Genomic DNA, 19195 nt, shown 5'->3' with positions numbered 1-19195 from the left:
TCCGAACCCGGAAGCTAAGCCTGTCTGCGCCGATGGTACTGCACTCGACAGGGTGTGGGAGAGTAGGACACCGCCGAACACCCGTTCCGAAAGGGGACCCACATTGTGGGTCCCCTTTCGTGTTTTCCGGGTTCTCTTCAGACCTGTCGGAGGATCCCACCCCCACCGGGAAAGTCCTTACGCTCCAAAAGGATTTCGGGTACGGTGCGCCCGCTCCGATCGCCGGCACCCAACGGATCACGACCTCGTAACAAACACGCTCTGTTCCAGGCTATGCCTACTTATGTCGGTAACGTCCGCTCATGCACGATCGCACGGTTCGTGTGGGTTCGGCGTGTGAGCGCCTGTCGGGGCGTTCTCGTCGACGACGAGGAGGGGCGAGACGATGACGAATCGATCGACTACGGGTACCGCCGGCAGGTTCACGGCGGTGATCGCGGGACTGGGACTCATCGGCGCGGCCGTCACAGGATGTACGAGCGTCGACACCGACACCGAGGGCTCGACCCTCGAACGGCTCCAGCAGGAAGGCACCGTCACCGTCGGGTTCGCCGGCGAGGCACCCTACAGCTTCATGCAGGACGGCGAACTCACCGGCGCCACCGTCGCCCTGCACCGCGAGATCTTCAAGAACCTCGGCATCGACAACGTCGAAGGTGTGGCTACCGACTTCGGTGCGCTCATCCCCGGCCTGCAGGCCGGACGGTTCGACGTCGTCAGCGCCGGCATGTCGATCCTCCCGCAGCGTTGCGAACAGGCACTGTTCAGCGAGCCGGAGTTCAACTACACCACCGCACTCATGGTCCCGCAGGGCAACCCGGAACAGCTCGCCGACATGCAGTCGATCGCCGAGAGCGGCGTCCGGATGGCGGTCATGACCGGCGCGATCGAAGCCGACTACGCCTCTGCGCTCGGTATCGACGCGATGCAGGTGGCGTCTCCCCAGGACGGGATGGATGCGGTCGTCAACGGACGCGCCGATGTCTTCGCGCTGACGGGTATCTCCCTCAACTGGATGAAACAGAACAACGAGGGTGCGCCCGTCGACGTCACCGAGTCGTTTGTCGCGGAGATCGACGGGGTGCCTCAGGTGGGCGCCGGCGGAACGGTCTTCCGCAAGGAGGACACCGAACTGCGCGACGCCTACAACGAGGAACTCGCGAAGATCACGTCCGACCCTCAGAAGTACCTGTCGATCGTCGGCGAGTTCGGGTTCACGGAGGCCGAGATGCCCGATCCGGGGCTGACGACCGAGATGCTCTGCGAGGGCGTTTCCTGATCTCGGCTGCGTCGTAATGGATCTCGGTTCCAAGATCGAACTGCTGTGGAACTCCCTTCCGCAACTGTTCGACGGTCTGCTCGTCACCGTCGAATTGACCGTGGGGAGTGCGGTCTTCGCGTTCCTGCTCGCCGTGGCCCTCGGGCTGGCGGCAGGCGCGAAGAACCTCGCCCTGCGTGGCAGTGCTCGGGTGTTCATCGAGTTCTTCCGCGGCACTTCGCTTCTCGTTCAGCTGTTCTGGTTCTTCTATGTCCTGCCGTTGTTCGGGTTCCGGCTCGAATCGATCGTGTGTGGGATCCTCGCCCTGTCGCTCAACTACGGCGCCTACGGAGCGGAGGTGGTGCGCGGTGCGATCGCCTCGGTGCCGAAGCCGCAACTCGAGGCGGCGACAGCGCTGAATTTCGGCTACTGGCAACGCATGCGACGGGTGATCTTCCCGCAGGCCTGGGCCGAGATGATCCCGCCGCTGACGAATCTGCTCATCCAGCTGCTCAAGGGAACGGCACTGGCGAGTTACATCCTCCTGCAGGACCTCACATTCCAGATCGAGCAGCTCCGTAGAGGCAGTGGCGACACCATCTTCGCGTTCGGTGTGGGGTTGGTGCTGTACTTCGTGCTCGGCTATCTGCTGACGCTGCTGATGAATGCGCTCGAGGTGCGTGCCAAGAGTCGACTCGGGACCGGTCCCACTCTGCGTGAGATCTTCGGGCTCGCCCCGGTCTTCGATCAGCCGGTAGGGGCACGTTCATGACTGTCGACTGGAGTTGGGAACGCGCGGCCGACGCGCTCCCGGTACTGCTCGAAGGATTCCGGATCACCCTGCTGGCCACGGTCCTCGGATTCGTGGTCGCCGCGGTGCTCGGGCTGGTGGTGGCCGTCGCCCGCCGCTCGCTGCCGAAGGTCCTCGCGACGGCGTTGTCCGCTGTCGTCCAGTTCATCCGGCTCACCCCGCTCGTGGTGCAGCTGCTGTTCGTCTACTACCTGCTCCCGCAGTTCAGTGCGTTGCAGATCGGCATCGCGGTACTGGGGATCCACTACTCGACCTACATGGCCGAGGTGTACCGGGCGGGCATCGACGCGGTTCCGAAGGGACAATGGGAGGCGTGCCGCGCCCTGTCGTTGTCGCCGATGCGTACGTGGCGTGCGGTGATCCTGCCGCAGGCCGTGCGTCGTGTCGTGCCTGCGCTGGGCAACTATGCGGTGTCGCTGTTCAAGGACACCCCGTTCCTGTTCACGATCTCCGTCGTGGAGATGGTGACCGCGGCGCAGCAGTTCGGTGCGCGCAACTTCCAGTACCTCGAGCCGCTCACGCTGGCCGGCCTGATCTTCCTCCTCGCCAGCTACCCGACGTCGTTGCTCGTCCGCCGATTGGAGCGTCGCCTTGCCTATTGAGATGCACAAGGAAGCCGGTGCCGACGGCGACTCGCTGTCCGCCGCCACGTCCGACGGGTCGATGATCCGATTCGACTCCGTGGTCAAGAAATTCGGCGATCACGTGGTCCTCGACCATCTCGACTTCACCGTCGCTCCGGGGGAACGGGTCACGTTGATCGGTCCGAGCGGTTCGGGCAAGACGACCATCCTGCGCCTGCTCATGACCCTCGAGAAGATCGACGACGGTGTGGTGTGGGTCAAGGGCGAACCGCTCAGCCACGAACGCAAGGGGTCGCGCCTCGTCCCGGCCTCCGAGCGCTACCTGAGGACGATGCGCCGCAACATCGGCATGGTCTTCCAGCAGTTCAACCTGTTCCCCAACATGAACGTGATGGAGAACCTCACCGAGGCTCCGGTCCACGTCCTCGGCCGCAGCAAGGCCGAGGCACGCGACCGTGCGCGCGAGTTGCTCGCGATGGTCGGTCTGTCCGACAAGGAGACCGCCCATCCCACGCAACTGTCGGGTGGTCAGCAGCAGCGGGTCGCGATCGCCCGCGCCCTCGCGATGGATCCGGAGATCCTGCTGCTCGACGAGGTCACCTCGGCCCTCGACCCCGAACTCGTCGCCGACGTGCTGGACGTGCTGCGGACGATCGCCGAGACGACCGACATCACGATGCTGATCGTGACACACGAGATGCACTTCGCCCGCGACGTCTCCGATCGTGTGCTGATGTTCGATCAGGGTCGCATCGTGGAGGAGGGTCCGCCCGAGCGCATCTTCACCAGTCCCCGGGAGGAACGCACCCGCAAGTTCCTCGACGCGGTGTTGGCGGGGGAGTGAGCCCGGCGGTCACTCCGCGAGCGGGGTCGCCAGCCGGGTCGGCTCGGAGCGGCCGCGCAGGGTGATCTCCTCGCCCGGCTCCCACCGAGCGCGTTCGTCCTCCGGGGCCAGTTGCACGGTGCGGGCCGACGCCGCGACGTAACCCGGAACGGTCTTCGCGAGATCCGACAGTCTCGCGGCTTCGTTGACCGGATCGCCGATCACGGTGTACTCGAAGCGTTCCTGCGCGCCGATGTTTCCGGCGACCGCGCGACCTGCCGTGACCCCGATCCCCGCGCGACACTCCGGCACTTCGTCGGCGAGGCGTCGCGCCATCCTCCTTGCGGCGCAAAGTGCGGAACCGGCGGCGTTGTCGAGGGCGACCGGCGCGCCGAAGATCGCGAGCGCCGCGTCGCCCTCGAACTTGTTGACGAATCCTTCGGCCGCGTGGACCTCTTCGACGACGACTGCGAAGAAGCGGTTGAGCAGTGCCACCACTTCGGTCGGCGGGCGACTCGCGGCCAACGCGGTGGAGCCGACGATGTCGACGAACAACACCGCGACGTCCCGTTCCTCACCGCCGAGGACACCGGGATTGGCCAGCGCCGCGGCCGCGACCTCCCGTCCGACATGTCTGCCGAACACGTCGCGCAGCTTCTCGCGTTCGCGCAGTCCTTCGGCCATCCGATTGAATCCCGTCTGCAACTGCCCCAATTCGGTTCCGTCGTAGACGACGACCGCGGTGTCGAAGTCGCCCGACGCGATGCGTTGCATCCCGGCGCGCACCGATTCGATCGGTGCGATCGTCGACCGGATGGTGAGGAACATCAGCAGCGAGCCGGTGAGCAGACCGAGTCCGCCGATGGCGAGGATGGTGATCGCCAGTCGCGTCGATGTGACGGGACGGATGAAGCTGAACACCGCGATGAACAGCAGGCCGACGACGGGCACCGCGCTGCCCAGGGCCCAGGCGAGCATCACCCGTCCGGTGGTGCCGGCCAGTCGCGGGCGACGAGGCGTTCCGACCTCGAGCGCACGCGCCGCGATGGGGCGCAGCGCGAAATCGGTGAACATGTACGCGAATCCGCACACCGTGACGCCGGCCAGGGTGATGGTCAGTGCGACCTTCGGGATCGTCTGCGGGTCGATGACCCCGAAACCGACGGTGAACAGGATCAACCCGATGAACCACAGTGCTCCCTGCTGGAGGGTGGTGCGCCAGGGCATCCGCAACGCGATCCGCTGTTCCTGCGGGGTGGGTGGGCGGTTCTCCAGCGCCCACCGCAGCCTGCGGAGCGTCGCCCGGGTACCGAGCACCGAACCGACCACGACGGCCGAGACCACGTAGACCGGAGCGAGGATCGCGGTCACGATGAGGAAATCGGAGCTCAGCACGGACGGGCCCGGGATCACGACGTTGATGAGAGCGGCCACGATCAGGGCACCGACGAGATGCGTACCGATCAGGGAGAACGTCAACAGGGTCTGGATCCGGATGCGTTGCCGTCGGATCGGTTCGGCAGGCTCTCCCAGGATCGCCGATCCGAGCGGGGCCGTGCGGTGACTGCGTGCGGGCATGGTCGTTCGAGACTAGTCGAGTCGATCCTCTAGGGTGGCTGTGTGCGTCTTGTGATTGCCCGTTGCCGTGTGGACTACATCGGACGCCTGACGGCTCATCTGCCGACGGCCCGACGTCTCCTCCTCGTCAAATCCGACGGTTCGGTGAGTGTCCACGCCGACGACCGTGCCTACAAGCCTCTGAACTGGATGAGCCCACCCTGCTGGCTCGAGGAAGAGTCCGTCGAGGACGCCGAGGCCCTGTGGGTCGTCACCAACAAGGCGGGCGAGCAGCTGCGCATCACTCTCGAGGAGATCGACCACGATTCGAGCCACGAGCTCGGTGTCGACCCCGGTCTGATCAAGGACGGTGTCGAGGCGCACCTGCAGGAACTTCTCGCCGAGCACGTCGAGACCCTCGGGACGGGTTTCACCCTCATCCGGCGCGAATACCCCACGGCGATCGGCCCTGTGGACCTGTTGTGCCGTGATGCCGACGGAGCGACCGTTGCCGTCGAGGTGAAGCGCCGCGGCGAGATCGACGGCGTGGAGCAGCTCACCCGTTATCTCGAACTGCTCAACCGGGATCCGTTGCTCGCTCCCGTCAGCGGTGTGTTCGCGGCCCAGCAGATCAAGCCGCAGGCACGGACGCTGGCCACGGACCGCGGCATCCGCTGCCTCGTGCTCGACTACGAGGCGCTGCGGGGTACCGAGAGCACCGAGTTCAGATTGTTCTGATCGTGCCGCGCCGCAACAGATCCCGCACCGGCCGCAAGCGCGGCGGGGCGGCCGACGAATCCCCGACCTACTTCGGGGCGACGGTGCGCACCGAGAACGGTCCCGCGGGGGCCGACGGGGAACGCTTCACCGTGCGCACCGTGCCGGGTTCGCGTGCCACCAAGCCGTACCGGTGTCCGGGATGCGATCACGAGATCGCGCCGGGAACACCCCATGTCGTTGCCTGGCCGACCGATGCGCTCGGCGGTGCGGAGGACCGGCGGCACTGGCACAGCGGATGTTGGGCGGGACGCGGGACCCGCCGCCCCACGCGACGCTGGTCCTAGCGTCCGGTCGCCGTTCGGCCGTCGCCTCAGGGAAGGTCGGCGAACGCCTTCTTGACGTCGCGGTACCACCCCATCGCTTTGATCGGGTGCCGCCAGCGTCCTTTCATCTGTTCGTGTGCCGGCTGATGGGTCGCGTCGCCACCTCGAGCGGCATCGCGCAGATGACGATCCTGTGCCTTGATGATCTCGTCGGCGGTCTCTCCGCTGAACTCCAGGTCGCAGGGGCCACCCAGCTGTCGGCAGGTCATGGTCTTCACGGCGTCTCCTCTGTCGGTGAGGGTCGGTTGCACCCGAGATACTGCGTCGAACTATCGGCACGGTGTGTGCCGATAGCGAGAATCATGCTCCCGATTGCGGCGACCGTCAACGGCACGGAGCGTGTCGATAGAATTGCGCGTATGACCGATTCGCCCACTGGCCCGCGACGCCGCGGCGCTGCGCGCACCCGAGAGCTGCTGCATGCGGCGCTCGAACTCGCGGCCGAGGTCGGTTACGCGGGGCTGAGCATCGAAGCGGTCGCACGACGGGCCGGAGTCGGGAAGCACACGATCTACCGGCGCTGGCCGTCCATCGCAGCGCTCCTGCTCGACGCGCTCGGCCTCGTGTGGGTCAACGATCTGGATTACCGCACGGACGGGGACATCAGGTCGGACCTGCACGAGCAGTTCGTGCGCTCGTGTCACGCCCTGTCCACGCCGCCGATCGGACCCGTCTACCGAGCCGTCATCGCCGAGGCCCAAGCGGACCCACAACTCCGGGCCACGTTGTACGAACGGTTCCTGTCCACGGTCGAACAGCGCACCTACGATCGGATCCTGCGAGCCCAGCGCAACGGTGAACTCGTCCCCGGGGTGGAGCTGGAGTATCCCGCGGAAGTGCTGTGCGGAACCCTCTACTACCGCTGGTTGTTGACACCCCGGCCTGTCGACGAGCAAGCGATCGACGGCCTGATCGACATGTTCATGGCCGCCTACGGGAACCGGGCATAGACGGCCGCGGCCGATCGGGACCGGAGCGTCGGTTCGGCGCCTCAGCCGGCGGTGCCCGGCGCAGACGCTCGCGGCGCGGTATCGCGGTCGGCGATCGCCTGGCGCACCTCGTGGACGGCCGTGCGGATGGTGTCGCCGTAGGGATCGTCGGGGAGCGCGGACATGTGGTCCTGCCCGCGGTCGAGATGTTCCGCGGCCGCCCGGAACGACCCGAGGCGGCGGAAGTCGTCGGCCAGGTTCAGGTACAGGCTGGGATAGAAGCCAGCGACCCGGAGGGTGTCGTGGTGTCGTTATGCGCGCCCGTCGGTGAGGGCATCGGCAGCGTCGAGGGCGCGGACATTCCAGACCAGGGACTCGGCGGGATCGTCGTACAGATCGGCGAGGTAGCACCGTCACCACGCGGCGTTTGCCGAGGGTGACCCGCTGCGTCACCGCGGGAGAGATTTCAGGAGGAGGTGGTGGTCGGGGAACGGCTCGGGAAACAGACGGCAATGGAGGACGTCGCCGCTGGAGGTGCGGAAGGTGACCGCCCGCTCGTCCGCTTCGACGGTCACCGACGGACTGCGTCGGAGCCGGGAGGTCGCGACCCGCAGGTCGTCGCCGGAGAGCGTGCCGGCCCAGGACGGGCAGGTCGGATCGGTGGGCACCAGCGTCCGCGTGGCGAGCCGGTACCGGTCGGTGGCGGTCAACCTCACGCAGCCGGATCCGGTTTCCATGTGCACGCCGTTCAGCACCGGGATGTCGGGGTCGTGACCGGTGGAGGCCGAGACCTGGTCGACGGCGCCGGCGAGGACGGGTCCCGGCACCGTGCAGACCACGCGGCGTGATTCGGCCCGCAGGGACGCGCCGAGTGTCTCGGCGGCCCGTCGGAGCCTCTCGGCCTCCGTGGTCATCCCGGCGACGTGGTCGTCGAGCAACCGCGCTGCCTCGTCCGCGTCGGCGGCGAAGAACTCGCCGATGGCGGGCAGCGGCATCCCGATCTCCCGCAACTGCCGCAGCCGGCAGGCGCGAGGGACCTGGGATCGGCTGTAGAACCGGTATCCCGTCGACGGATCGACCCGCGCGGGGCGCAGCAGGCCGGCGTCGTCGTAGAACCGCAATGCGCTCGCGGTCAGTCCGACGAGTTCGGCGAACACGCCGATCGACATCATCTCCGGGTCGGTCACCGGCCCATCATGGAGCTTCGACCGACTCGAAGGTCAAGCCCGAGGGGCCGGCGACCGTCAGTTGCGGACCTTGCTGGCCACGGCGGGGGAGCGACCCTGCACACCGGAACCGACCGAGAGCGAGCGATGCGGCGCCGAGGCGTTCGGCGTACGCGGAGTGGACGGGGAGCCCTGCGCGCCGCTGTTCGGCTGCGCGGCCGAGTTCGCGCCGGAAGCAGAGCCGGGGGCATCGCTCTTCGGGATCCGCACCGTCCGGTCGGCCTGCGGCATGGGCGTGGTCTTGTCGGTCTGCGGCAGCGGTGTGGTCTTGTCCGCCTTCGCGTCGGCCTCGGTGGATGTCGGCTCCGTCGGGCTCTCGTCGTCCGAGCCCTTCTCGTCGCCGCCCTGCTTGTCGCCGCCTTGCTTGTCGCTGCCCTGCTTGTCGCGCGCCGTGCCGAGGACGGTCGTGCGGGGCTCGTCGAGGGAGATCTCCCGGTCGAGCAGTTCGCCTTCGCGGTTGATCGCCGCAAGGAGGGTGGGGACGTCGTCGAGCTGCTCGCGAACGGCGTCGAGCTGGCCGAGGATGCGTCCGCGCAGCACGCGGAGTTCCTCTGTGAGGTCGCGCGCGTTGGCAACCTTCCGCTCGGACTGTTCGGTGGCGCGGGTGAGCCGTCGTTCGGCTTCCTGCGTGGCGTCCTCGACACGGCGTTCGGCCTCGGCCTTGCTCGTCCGTTCGAGTTCGTCGAGGGCTCCGAGCAGCTTCGTGCGACGCTCGGACATCGTGATCTCGAAGTCCTGCTGCACCTGCTCGCGCTTGGCCTCGGCCTCGGCGTCGAGTCGCTCGGCCTCCGCGCGGGCCGCGGCCACGATCCGCTCGGCCTCGGCGCGGGCCGCGGTCATCGTCCGCTCGTGCTCGGCCGCGAAGGCGATGCGGGTGTCCTCGAGTTCGGCGAGCTTCTTCTCGTAGTCGCCCCGGAGGCGGATGCCCTCCTGCTCCGCCAGCGAGATCATCTCGGCGGCGTCGGCCTCGGCGCGGGCACGAAGCTCGGAGGCCTCGTCGGAGGCGAGACGCAGCATCCGCGAGATGCGGTCGCTCATACCCTCGGCGGTGGTGGGCGGCACCGACAGACGGTCGACGTCCTTGCGGAGTTCGTCGATCTCGTTGCGGGCGTTCTCGAGCTGACGGGCCAGATCGCGGGCCTGCGCGGCGGCGGCGTCGCGGTCGGTGGCGGTCACGCGCAGCTCGGCCTCGAACCGGGCGAAGTAGTTGGTCACCTCGTCGCGGTCGAATCCCTTCCGCACGATGGAGAACGGCAGGTGGCTGGGTGCGCGATCACGATCGAAGACCATGGAGACAATCTACCCGGTCCCTGCGGGTACGACCCGGGTGCGCTCCCGCCCCATCCGTCTTCGGGAGCGCACCGGAACGGCCGTCAGTGAGCGGGATGTGCTGCGGGTTCGACGAGCTCGACGAGGACGCCGCCCGCGTCCTTCGGATGCAGGAAGTTGATGCGCGAATCGGCGGTGCCGCGACGGGGTGCGTCGTACAGCAGCCGGACGCCGCGCTCGCGCAACGCCGTGGAGACGGCATCGATGTCGGAGACGCGGTAGGCGAGCTGCTGCAGGCCCGGGCCGTTGCGGTCGATGAACTTCGCGATCGTGGAGTTCTCGTTCAGCGGGGCGAGCAGCTGGATCATGGTGGACCCTTCGGGGGTCCCCGGAACCGCCAGCATCGCCTCGCGCACGCCCTGCTCCTCGTTGACTTCCTCGTGGGTGGACACGAGGCCGAGGTTCTCGGCGTACCAGGTGAGAGCGGCATCGAGGTCGGGCACCGCGATACCGACGTGATCGATGGCGGTGACGAGTCCGGAAGCGAGAACGGACGCCGCCGGAGTGGATGTGGGAGAGGTCTCGGTCATGCTCTAGACGGTAGCGGTACCGTTGAGTGCACTCCTATCGGGATTCAGGTGAATATCCGATTGGAGTTTTCCGATCACATGCCGATCTTTCGGAGGAATGTCCCGTGAGCAGTTCTGTCATCGTCGCCGGAGCCCGGACGCCCATGGGGCGCCTGCAGGGTTCGCTCAAGGATTTCTCCGGATCGGATCTCGGTGGCGTGGCGATCAAGGGCGCACTCGAACGCGCCGGTGTGGCTCCTGAGCAGGTCGAATACGTCATCATGGGCCAGGTGCTCACCGCCGGCGCCGGCCAGATCCCGGCCCGTCAGGCGGCCGTCGCCGCCGGCATCCCGATGGACGTCCCGGCACTGACGATCAACAAGGTGTGTCTGTCGGGCATCAACGCGATCGCGATGGCCGACCAGCTGATCCGCGCCGGCGAGTTCGACGTCGTCGTCGCCGGCGGCCAGGAGTCGATGAGCCAGGCCCCGCATATGCTCGAAAAGTCCCGCGCCGGCTTCAAGTACGGCGACGTGACCCTGCGCGACCACATGGCCTACGACGGCCTGCACGACATCTTCACCGACCAGGCGATGGGCAACCTCACCGAGTCGGCCAATTCCGGCGAGCGCTTCGTCTCCCGCGCCGAGCAGGACGCCTTCGCCGCCGCCTCGCACCAGAGGGCTGCCCGCGCCTGGAAGGACGGCCTGTTCGAGGACGAGGTCGTGCCGGTGTCGATCAAGCAGCGCAAGGGCGACCCGATCGTCTTCGCCGCCGACGAGGGCATCCGCCCGGAGACCACCGCCGAGTCGCTCGGCTCGCTGCGTCCGGCCTTCTCGAAGGACGGCACCGTCACCGCCGGTTCGGCCTCGCAGATCTCCGACGGTGCCGCCGCGGTCGTCGTGATGAGCAAGGCCAAGGCCACCGAGCTCGGCCTGAGCTGGATCGCCGAGATCGGCCGCCACGGTGTCGTCGCGGGACCGGACTCGACCCTGCAGTCGCAGCCGGCACGGGCGATCGCCAAGGCCTGCGAGCGTGAGGGCCTCGACCCGACCGAGCTCGACCTCGTCGAGATCAACGAGGCGTTCGCCGCCGTCGGCATCGTCTCTGCCCGCGAGCTGGGCATCGATCCCGCGAAGGTGAACGTCAACGGCGGTGCGATCGCGCTCGGCCATCCGCTCGGCATGTCGGGTGCGCGCATCGTGCTGCACCTGGCGCTCGAGCTGAAGCGCCGCGGCGGCGGCGTGGGCGCTGCCGCCCTGTGCGGTGGGGGCGGCCAGGGCGACGCGCTCATCGTGCGGGTCCCCAAGAACTGACCCTTTTCTCCGCAGCACGCTCACGGCCCCGGCGCAAGCATGCCGGGGCCGTGATGTCTCTCACTGAACTACGGCTTGTCGTAGGCGTTTCGGCACAATGGCCGCATGACCAACATCCTCGACGTGTCCACGCCCGCGAAACGGTTCCGGCTGATCGCGATCTGGGAAGCGGTGACCTGGCTCGCCCTCCTGATCGCCATGTTCTTCAAGTGGGTGCTCGGCTACGAAGAGGCCATCGCGATCCCGGGCATGGTGCACGGCGTGGCCGGCTTCATCCCGTTCGTGCTCATCGCGCTCCTCACGGCGCTGTCGCTGAAGTGGGATCTCAAGACGACCTTCCTCGCCCTCGTCTCGAGCGTGCCCCCGTTCGGCACGATCGTCTTCGAGCGCTGGGCCGTGCGCACCGGCCGCCTCGGAGAGCTGTCCGCTCCCGCCACCCGCGAGGACGCCACCACGACCGTCTGACCTCACGGCGACGTCCCCCGGTCCGCGCAGCACGATTCGGACTACTCGTGACAAACTGGTGGACGTGACTCGACCCGGTTCCCGTCCAGCACGTTCTGCCGCCGTCGCCGCGGCGATGTCCGGCGCGGTGGATCTCTCACCGCTCAAGGAGAGGGCCTCCGCGCCGCCACCTCCGCCTCCGTCCGGTGGCGACGGTGCCGCACCCGGTGCCATCGCCCCGATCGTGGACGTCACCGAAGCGACGTTCGAGACCGAGGTGCTGCAGCGATCGATGCAGGTGCCCGTGATCGTCGACCTGTGGGCGACCTGGTGCGAGCCCTGCAAGCAGCTCTCACCCGTCCTCGAGAAGCTTGCGAACGAAGCCAACGGTGCGTGGGTCCTCGCGAAGGTCGACGTCGACGCGAACCCGCGGATCGCGCAGGCCTTCGGTGTCCAATCGGTGCCCACGGTCGTCGCGATCGCGGCCGGCCAGCCGCTCGCCGACTTCCAGGGCGTGCAGCCCGAGCCCGCACTGCGTCAGTGGCTCGACGCCATCCAGAACGCCGTTGCAGGCAAGCTGTCGGGCCCGCCCGGCGCCGAGCCGGAGGAACAGCCCGCCGACCCGCGTTTCGAGGCCGCCGAGCAGGCACTCGAGAACGGCGACTTCGAGGGCGCCGAGGCGGCCTATCAGCTCGTCCTGAACTCCGAGCCGAACAACACCGAGGCGCAGGCCGCGCTGCGGCAGGTGCGTTTCCTGGCCCGTGCGAGCACGGTTCCCGAGGATGCGGTCGAGCGCGCCGATGCCGCTCCGAACGACCTCGAAGCCCAGTTCACGGCGGCCGACGCCGAACTGTTCGCGCAGCAGCCGGAGGCGGCCTTCGGTCGTCTCATCGAGTTCGTGCGTCGCAGCGCCGGGGACGAACGCACCGCGGCACGTACCCGGCTCCTCGAACTGTTCGAACTGTTCGATGCCGCGGATCCGGTCGTGGTGTCGTCGCGCCGCAAGCTCGCGATGGCCCTCTACTGATCCGTACCGATCCGTACCGATCCGCCCGACCGGCCGCTCACCACTCGTGGTGGGCGGCCGGTGCCGTCTCAGCGGTACCGCCCGCTGCAGGCCGCCTCGCCGCCGAGGACGCCGGTGCGGAAGGCGTCCACCCGGGCGAATCCGCTCGGCACCGTGTTGCCGTTGACGTCGCTCGCGGCCAGTCCGTCGGTGAGCAGGCCCGAGACCGCTTCGTCGAGGTCGCCGGGGGACAGCCACACGAGCACCTGGCTCGGGTCGACGTTCGAGGCGAGGGTGCTGTCCGGGCTCAGCGCGGCACTGATCACGCCCGACAGGCAGGCCGCCCGCAGCGCTGTGCGCGGCTCGGTGAGCGACTGGCCGGCCTCCTTCTGCACCGCGAGGGCATAGCGGGAGGCGACGAGCACGTAGGCGTTGTAGTCGCCGCGGACACCGGGATCGAAGCCGCTTCCCGGCGGGGCGGCCGTACCGCGCTCGCTCAGTGCCTCCATGTCGACGCCCACGGTGTTCGTCGCGGGGCAGTACGACACCGGTGAGGTGGCCCGGGCATCCGAGCATCCGAGGTCGGCGCCCGACAGATCGAGTTGCGGCAGGGCGTCGAGGTCGAAGACCTGGTGGAACGACTCGAAGATCGCCTCGACCGACTCGTCGGTGACCGGCAGTTCGCCGTCGTCGGCGGAGTTGTAGTACTGCGGCAGGTCGGCGCGACGCGACTCGATCTCGGCGGCGTCGATGCGCGCACACGAGCCGGCCCCGTCGGTGAATCCGATCTGCACGGCCGTCACCCGTTCGAAGGCCGAGCCGTGGATCGAGTCGGGGTCGTTCGGATCGGCGTCGCGGAAGAGCACCATCGACGCGAGCACGTTGTTCAACCCGTCGGAGGTGTCGAGCTGGAAGTGCGTCGACCGGCCCTCCGCGACGTGCCGCATGAACGCCCCGGCGAAACAGTCGGCCTGCTGCTCGAACACGATGCCGGGATCGTCCTCGGCGACCAGCCCCGCCGAATGCTGGACGGCGTGCCCGTACTCGTGGGCGAGGACCGTCACCGCGGCCATCGGCCCGAAGCTGTCGATGAGCTGCGGCATGAGGTAGGTGCGGTCCCACCCGATCTCGTCGCCGCCGCTGCAGTAGGCCGCGTTGATGAAGTCGTAGGTGGGTTTACCGCAGAAACGCGGTCCCCGTCGCTCGGACGGATCCCACGACACGATCGTCTCGACCGGGCGGAAGGTGCCCCGGGCGACCGACGCGAACTCCTGACGCCAGTACTCCTCGATGTCGGCGATCGCGTTGCCGGCCAGGACGTCGACGGGACCGCCGTCGGTGTTCTCGATCTCGATGTCCGCATCGGGCACCCCGCTCCGCGGACCCGACGCCCCGGAGGTGACGGGCAGCCCCGCCACGGTGAAGGGGTTGTCGTAGATCGACACCGCCGTTCCTTCGATCCGCTGGGCGCATCCCGCCAGCAGGACGACGGTCAGTGCGGGCACCACCAGTCGCGCGAACCGGTGCGTCCGTCGCATGTCGTTGTGCTCCTGTCGTCGGGCAGCGTCACCTCCGCAACGACAGCCAGATGGCGCCGTGCGCAGGCAAGGTCACCCGAGCCGAGGCGGGACGCCCGTGCCACGAATGTTCGTCCGCCTCCACGGCGCCGAAGTTGCCCGCTCCGTTGCCCTGGTAGGCGGTCGCGTCCGTGTTGAGGACTTCCTCCCACGTGCCCGGTTCGGGCAATCCGACACGATAGTCGCCGTAGGTCGTGCCCGAAAAGTTGTGCAGGCACGCGAGCACCGAGCCGTCGCTGCCGTAGCGCAGGAACGACAGGACGTTGTTGTGCGCGTCGTTGGCGTCGATCCACGAGTATCCGCCGGGCGTGGTGTCGAGCGTGTAGAGCGCCGGATGCGAGCGGTAGATGCCGTTGAGATCGCACACCAGCCGGTGGATACCGGCGTGGAGCGGCTCGTCGAGCTGCCACCAGTCGAGCCCGCGTTCCTCGGACCACTCGGCGACCTGCCCGAACTCCTGGCCCATGAACAGCAATTGCTTGCCGGGATGCGCCCACATGTAGGCGAGCATCGACCGCAGACCGGCTGCCCGTGTGGCGTCGTCGCCCGGCAGCCGCGTCCACAGCGTGCCCTTGCCGTGGACCACCTCGTCGTGGCTGATGGGAAGCACGAAGTTCTCGCTCCACGCGTACACGAGCGAGAAGGTGATCTCGTGGTGGTGATAGGTGCGGTGCACAGGATCGCGGCCGAGATAGCCGAGGGTGTCGTGCATCCAGCCCATGTTCCACTTCATGCTGAACCCGAGCCCGCCGACGTTCGTCGAGCGGGTCACGCCCGGCCAGGAGGTCGATTCCTCCGCGACGGTCACGATCCCCGGATAATGCTTGTGGACGGTGGCGTTGAGTTCCTGCAGGAACGCGACGGCCTCGAGGTTCTCGCGCCCGCCGTAGATGTTCGGCGTCCAGCCGCCCTCGGGGCGCGAGTAGTCGAGATACAGCATCGAGGCCACGGCGTCGACGCGCAGACCGTCGATGTGGAACTCCTCGATCCAGTACAGGGCGTTGGCGACGAGGAAGTTCCGTACCTCGGGTCGGCCGTAGTCGAAAACATAAGTGCCCCAGTCCAGCTGCTCACCGCGACGCGGATCGGGATGTTCGTACTGGGGGCTGCCGTCGAAGCGCGCGAGCGCCCACTCGTCCTTCGGGAAGTGGGCGGGCACCCAGTCCATGATCACGCCGATCCCGGCGGCGTGGAGACGGTCGACGAACGCGCGGAACTCGTCGGGAGTGCCGAACCGGGAGGTGGGAGCGTAGTAGGAGGTGACCTGGTAGCCCCACGACCCGCCGAAGGGATGCTCGGCGACCGGCAGCAGTTCGACGTGCGTGAATCCGGTCTCGAGGATGTACTCGGCCAGCTGATCGGCGAGTTCGACGTAGTTCAGGCCCGGGCGCCACGAACCGAGGTGCACCTCGTAGACCGCCATCGGTTCCTGCCAGGGCTGCGCCTTCTCGCGGGTCGCGACCCAGTCGTCGTCGTTCCAGGTGTAACGACTCTCGGTGACCTTCGACGCGGTCGCGGGGGGCACCTCGGTGGCGAACGCCATCGGATCGGCTTTGTCGCGGACGGATCCGTCGCGGCCGTGCACCCGGTACTTGTACAGCGCGCCCGGTTCGACACCGGGAACGAAGACCTCCCAGACACCGCTCGAGCCGAGCACCCGCATCGGGGTGGTGCGCCCACCCCAGCCGTCGAAGTCGCCGGTGACGGTGACCCCGCGTGCGCCCGGTGCCCACACGGCGAAGGACGTGCCCGTCACCGGGCCGTCCGGGGTCTCGTAGGTCCGCGGGTGGGCCCCGAGCACCTCCCACAGCCGTTCGTGCCGGCCCTCGCTCAGCAGGTGACGGTCGAGTTCGCCCAGCGTCGGCATGAAGCGGTAGCCGTCCGCGACGACCTCGACGTGATCGAACGGGTAGGTCACCACGAGCCGGTAGTCGGCGAGATCGAAGACCGGGATCAGGGCGCTGAAGACGTCCTCGCCCACGGGTTCGAGCGGATGGTCGCGACCACCGATCCGCGCGGCGACCTTCTCTGCCCCGGGGCGCAGCGCCCGGATGACCGTTCCCTCCGGATGCGGATGGGCCCCGAGCACTGCGTGCGGATCGTGGTGCTCACCGGCGGCGAGCAGGTCGAGGTCCTCCGGTCGCGGGCTGTGGCGCCGGCGCGGAACATCGGCGCCCGGCGTCTGGGGCGGCACGGTCACGACTGCCTCCTGTAGGCGAGCGTTGTGCGGGTGGGAATGCCGATCGGGGGCAGGACCAGGATGTGCGCCACCGCCCGCCACGGCTCGAGGCGCACGTAGTTGGCCTGTCCCCACGAGTACTGTTCCCCACTCACCTCGTCGTAAACGGGGAAGTGGCCGTGCCAGTCGTGTCCGATCGCCGGCATGTCGAGCCAGACCGTGCCCTGCTCGGCCCCGTAGGGGTTGAGGTTGATCACCGTGAGCACGCAGTCCCCGGTGGACGGATCGAACTTCGAGTAGGCGATCAGCGCGTCGTTGTCGACGTGGTGGAAGGTGATGTTGCGCAGTTGCTGCAATGCCGGGTGGGCGCGCCGGATGCGGTTGAGGGTGGTCAGCCACGGTTCGAGCGACTCGCCGCGCCGGCGTGCCTCGTCGTATCGGCGTGGCCGCAACTGGTACTTCTCCGAGTCGAGGTACTCCTCGCTGCCCGGTCGCACCGCGAGGTGCTCGAACAGTTCGTACCCCGAGTACACACCCCACGAGGGAGCCAGGGTGGCGGCGAGCGCCGCGCGCAGCGCGAACATGCCCGGCCCGCCGTGCTGCAGCGTCTCGTGCAGGATATCGGGGGTGTTGACGAACAGGTTCGGCCTGGCCTCGTCGGCCTTCGCGGCGATCTCGGTACCGAACTCGGTGAGCTCCCATTTCGCGACCCGCCACGTGAAATACGTGTACGACTGCGTGAATCCGCGTCGTGCGAGCCCGTACATGCGGGCGGGGCGGGTGAAGGCCTCCGACAGGAACAGCACGTCGGGATCGGTGCGCTTGATCTCGGCGATGAGCTGTTCCCAGAAGTTCGGGGGCTTGGTGTGCGGATTGTCGACGCGGAAGATGTCGACGCCCAACCGGATCCAGTGCCGGACCACACGCAGGACCTCGGCGTAGATGCCCTCGGGGTCGTCGTCGAAGTTGATCGGATAGATGTCCTGGTACTTCTTCGGCGGGTTCTCGGCGTACGCGATCGTGCCGTCGGGCAGCACGGTGAACCATTCCGGATGCTCCCGGGCCCATGGGTGGTCGGGGGCGCACTGCAGGGCGAGATCGAGTGCGACCTCGAGCTCGAGTTCCTTCGCTCGGGCGACGAAATCGCGGAAGTCCTGCTCGGTGCCGAGTTCGGGGTGGATGGCGTCGTGACCGCCCTCGTCGGAGCCGATCGCCCAGGGCGACCCGACGTCGTTCGGGCCGGCGACGAGAGTGTTGTTCGGTCCCTTGCGGTTGACCTTGCCGATCGGATGGATCGGGGGGAGGTAGACGACGTCGAATCCCATCGCCGCGATGCGTGGGAGATCGGCGGCGGCCGTGGCGAAGGTGCCGTGCCGCGGGGTTCCGTCCTCGTGCCAGCCTCCGGTGGACCGGGGGAAGAACTCGTACCAGGAGCCGAACAGTGCGCGGCGACGATCGACGAACGCCGTGAACGCCTTTCCGCGGGTGACCAGCTCGCGGAGGGGATGGGCGCGGAGGATCTCGGTGACGTCGGGGGAGAAGGCCGGGGCGATACGCTCGGCCAGCGGTCGATCGGACCGCAGGGACGCAGCGACCGCGAGCAGAGCGGGGCGGTTGCCGCGCGGTGCGCCCTTGGCGGCCTTCTCGAAGATCCGTGCGCCGACCTCGAGGTCGTTCGCGAGTTCGGTGGCGTCCTGCCCGGCGTCCGTCTTCGCGGTGACCGCGTGCCGCCAGGTCGCCACCGGGTCGCTCCATGCCTCGACCCGGTAGGTCCACGCCCCGACGCTCGTGGGGGAGAAGGTGGCGTGGAAGGTGTCGGGTTCGGTGCCCGGAACCATCGGGATCCGCACCAGCCTGCCGGCGGATTCGGGGTCGTCGGCCGGTCCTCGGACGGCGAGTGTCGCGGCGATCGCGTCGTGGCCCTCGCGCCACACGACGGCGGAGACCGGCACCACCTCCCCGACGACCGCCTTCGTCGGATAACGCCCTCCGTCGATGGAGGGTTGTACGTCGTCGATGGCGAGCCGACCTGTCACGCTAGCTCCGTTCCGTGCGGGTCCGAGTGGACGAGCAGGGCCGATGGGGGCAACGACCGTGTCTCGAACCACCGTAATGGAGGTCGCGCCGCGGGGCTGTGCATGCGGCGGGACCCGCGAAGGATCCCCTCTGCAGCACCGAAATTATCTGTAACTCAGCGTTCACTTCAATTGATCGGACGGCAACATCCCGCTCCCTACTGTTTGTTCTGCAAGACAACAACAGCCTCCCCGGAGGCACGACGAAGGGAAGAACACATGGGTCTGGTTGCCGGTCTGATCGGAGTCGTCGGAGACCTGCTGCACCTGCTCCTCGGCGGACTCTGAGTCCACCGGCCGACGGGGGGTCGGCCACAGGAGAGAAGGCCCCGCGGTGTGCACGGCGGTTTCAAGGGGTCGACGCAACACCGCTGTTAGTTGGTGGTGATTAGATCACGCAGACGCTCGGCTGGGGTATCCCAGCCGAGCGTTTTGCGTGGCCGACCGTTGAGCTCCTGAGCGACATGCT

At 68.0% G+C, this 19195-nt stretch carries 17 protein-coding genes, 1 rRNA gene and 2 pseudogenes; 11 read left to right on the top strand and 9 right to left on the bottom strand.

The features are described from left to right. The 5 genes from rrf to ehuA form a co-directional block, all read left to right on the top strand. Positions 1 to 79 (top strand): 5S ribosomal RNA (rrf, locus tag ACWPOC_RS25480); the annotation flags it as partial. Positions 80 to 385: 306 nt separating this feature from the next. Next, positions 386 to 1279, top strand: coding sequence for an ectoine/hydroxyectoine ABC transporter substrate-binding protein EhuB (ehuB, locus tag ACWPOC_RS25475; RefSeq protein WP_120282114.1), 894 nt, complete (start codon positions 386 to 388; stop codon positions 1277 to 1279). A 16-nt stretch (positions 1280 to 1295) separates the two neighbouring features. After that, positions 1296 to 2030, top strand: coding sequence for an ectoine/hydroxyectoine ABC transporter permease subunit EhuC (gene ehuC, locus ACWPOC_RS25470; RefSeq protein ID WP_120282115.1), 735 nt, complete (start codon positions 1296 to 1298; stop codon positions 2028 to 2030). After that, a complete protein-coding gene (gene ehuD, locus ACWPOC_RS25465; protein WP_120282116.1) occupies positions 2027 to 2671 on the top strand; it encodes an ectoine/hydroxyectoine ABC transporter permease subunit EhuD in 645 nt (214 codons plus the stop codon). The genes ehuC and ehuD overlap by 4 nt, the downstream gene beginning before the upstream one ends. 61 nt (positions 2672 to 2732) lie before the next feature. Continuing rightward, positions 2733 to 3497: an ectoine/hydroxyectoine ABC transporter ATP-binding protein EhuA gene (ehuA, locus tag ACWPOC_RS25460; protein ID WP_183070798.1), complete on the top strand. Its 765-nt coding sequence runs from the start codon at positions 2733 to 2735 to the stop codon at positions 3495 to 3497. A 9-nt stretch (positions 3498 to 3506) separates the two neighbouring features. Here the strand turns inward: ehuA and ACWPOC_RS25455 are convergent, their stop codons facing one another. After that, on the bottom strand, positions 3507 to 5054 hold the full coding sequence (locus ACWPOC_RS25455; RefSeq protein ID WP_120282118.1) for an adenylate/guanylate cyclase domain-containing protein: 1548 nt from the start codon (positions 5052 to 5054) through the stop codon (positions 3507 to 3509). A 42-nt stretch (positions 5055 to 5096) separates the two neighbouring features. Here ACWPOC_RS25455 and nucS point away from each other — a divergent pair, with 42 nt between their 5' ends. Together nucS and ACWPOC_RS25445 are read left to right on the top strand one after the other, a co-directional pair. Then, entirely contained in the window at positions 5097 to 5771 is a 675-nt protein-coding gene (gene nucS, locus ACWPOC_RS25450; protein WP_006554723.1) for an endonuclease NucS, read from the top strand. Positions 5772 to 5773: 2 nt separating this feature from the next. After that, positions 5774 to 6097 (top strand): hypothetical protein, encoded by a 324-nt coding sequence (locus ACWPOC_RS25445; protein WP_033096417.1) that lies wholly within the window; start codon positions 5774 to 5776, stop codon positions 6095 to 6097. Between the two features lie 26 nt (positions 6098 to 6123). Here the strand turns inward: ACWPOC_RS25445 and ACWPOC_RS25440 are convergent, their stop codons facing one another. After that, positions 6124 to 6345: a hypothetical protein gene (locus ACWPOC_RS25440; protein ID WP_228525501.1), complete on the bottom strand. Its 222-nt coding sequence runs from the start codon at positions 6343 to 6345 to the stop codon at positions 6124 to 6126. Positions 6346 to 6495: 150 nt separating this feature from the next. Between ACWPOC_RS25440 and ACWPOC_RS25435 the strand changes: the two genes are divergently transcribed. Further along, on the top strand, positions 6496 to 7086 hold the full coding sequence (locus tag ACWPOC_RS25435) for a TetR/AcrR family transcriptional regulator (RefSeq protein ID WP_455409570.1): 591 nt from the start codon (positions 6496 to 6498) through the stop codon (positions 7084 to 7086). Positions 7087 to 7127: 41 nt separating this feature from the next. On the opposite strand, the pseudogene ACWPOC_RS25430 reads toward ACWPOC_RS25435, so the two are convergent. From ACWPOC_RS25430 to mce, 4 genes and pseudogenes are all read right to left on the bottom strand, one after another. After that, a pseudogene (locus ACWPOC_RS25430) lies at positions 7128 to 7472 on the bottom strand (hypothetical protein); the annotation flags it as partial. A 42-nt stretch (positions 7473 to 7514) separates the two neighbouring features. Beyond that, on the bottom strand, positions 7515 to 8252 hold the full coding sequence (locus tag ACWPOC_RS25425) for a DNA polymerase III subunit beta family protein (RefSeq protein ID WP_455409569.1): 738 nt from the start codon (positions 8250 to 8252) through the stop codon (positions 7515 to 7517). Positions 8253 to 8555: 303 nt separating this feature from the next. Then, positions 8556 to 9581, bottom strand: a pseudogene (locus ACWPOC_RS25420) (hypothetical protein); the annotation flags it as partial. Between the two features lie 83 nt (positions 9582 to 9664). Then, positions 9665 to 10150, bottom strand: a complete 486-nt coding sequence (gene mce / locus ACWPOC_RS25415; RefSeq protein ID WP_016694038.1) for a methylmalonyl-CoA epimerase — start codon at positions 10148 to 10150, stop codon at positions 9665 to 9667. Positions 10151 to 10254: 104 nt separating this feature from the next. On the opposite strand from mce, the gene ACWPOC_RS25410 reads away from it, so the two are divergent. The 3 genes from ACWPOC_RS25410 to ACWPOC_RS25400 all read left to right on the top strand — a co-directional run bounded on the left by ACWPOC_RS25410 (position 10255) and on the right by ACWPOC_RS25400 (position 12916). Then, on the top strand, positions 10255 to 11445 hold the full coding sequence (locus tag ACWPOC_RS25410; protein WP_120282123.1) for an acetyl-CoA C-acetyltransferase: 1191 nt from the start codon (positions 10255 to 10257) through the stop codon (positions 11443 to 11445). Positions 11446 to 11550: 105 nt separating this feature from the next. Further along, the gene (locus ACWPOC_RS25405; RefSeq protein ID WP_120282124.1) at positions 11551 to 11910 is read left to right on the top strand and encodes a DUF3817 domain-containing protein; all 360 of its coding nucleotides are present in this window, start codon (positions 11551 to 11553) and stop codon (positions 11908 to 11910) included. A 115-nt stretch (positions 11911 to 12025) separates the two neighbouring features. After that, positions 12026 to 12916 carry a tetratricopeptide repeat protein gene (locus ACWPOC_RS25400; protein WP_120284137.1) on the top strand — a complete coding sequence of 297 codons (891 nt, stop codon included), beginning with the start codon at positions 12026 to 12028 and terminating at the stop codon, positions 12914 to 12916. Between the two features lie 68 nt (positions 12917 to 12984). On the opposite strand, the gene ACWPOC_RS25395 is transcribed toward ACWPOC_RS25400, so the two are convergent. Genes ACWPOC_RS25395 through ACWPOC_RS25385 form a run of 3 tightly spaced genes read right to left on the bottom strand, consistent with a single transcriptional unit; the run spans position 12985 to position 18687 of the window. Continuing rightward, positions 12985 to 14433 carry a neutral zinc metallopeptidase gene (locus ACWPOC_RS25395; RefSeq protein WP_120282125.1) on the bottom strand — a complete coding sequence of 483 codons (1449 nt, stop codon included), beginning with the start codon at positions 14431 to 14433 and terminating at the stop codon, positions 12985 to 12987. Between the two features lie 28 nt (positions 14434 to 14461). Continuing rightward, positions 14462 to 16672: a 1,4-alpha-glucan branching protein GlgB gene (gene glgB, locus ACWPOC_RS25390; RefSeq protein WP_120282126.1), complete on the bottom strand. Its 2211-nt coding sequence runs from the start codon at positions 16670 to 16672 to the stop codon at positions 14462 to 14464. Continuing rightward, the gene (locus ACWPOC_RS25385; RefSeq protein WP_120282127.1) at positions 16669 to 18687 is read right to left on the bottom strand and encodes a maltotransferase domain-containing protein; all 2019 of its coding nucleotides are present in this window, start codon (positions 18685 to 18687) and stop codon (positions 16669 to 16671) included. The genes glgB and ACWPOC_RS25385 overlap by 4 nt, the downstream gene beginning before the upstream one ends. Positions 18688 to 19195: the final 508 nt, after the last annotated feature.

The organism is Rhodococcus sp. 5G237 (assembly GCF_053764735.1).
This window is presented reverse-complemented; position numbering and strand designations above follow the sequence as displayed.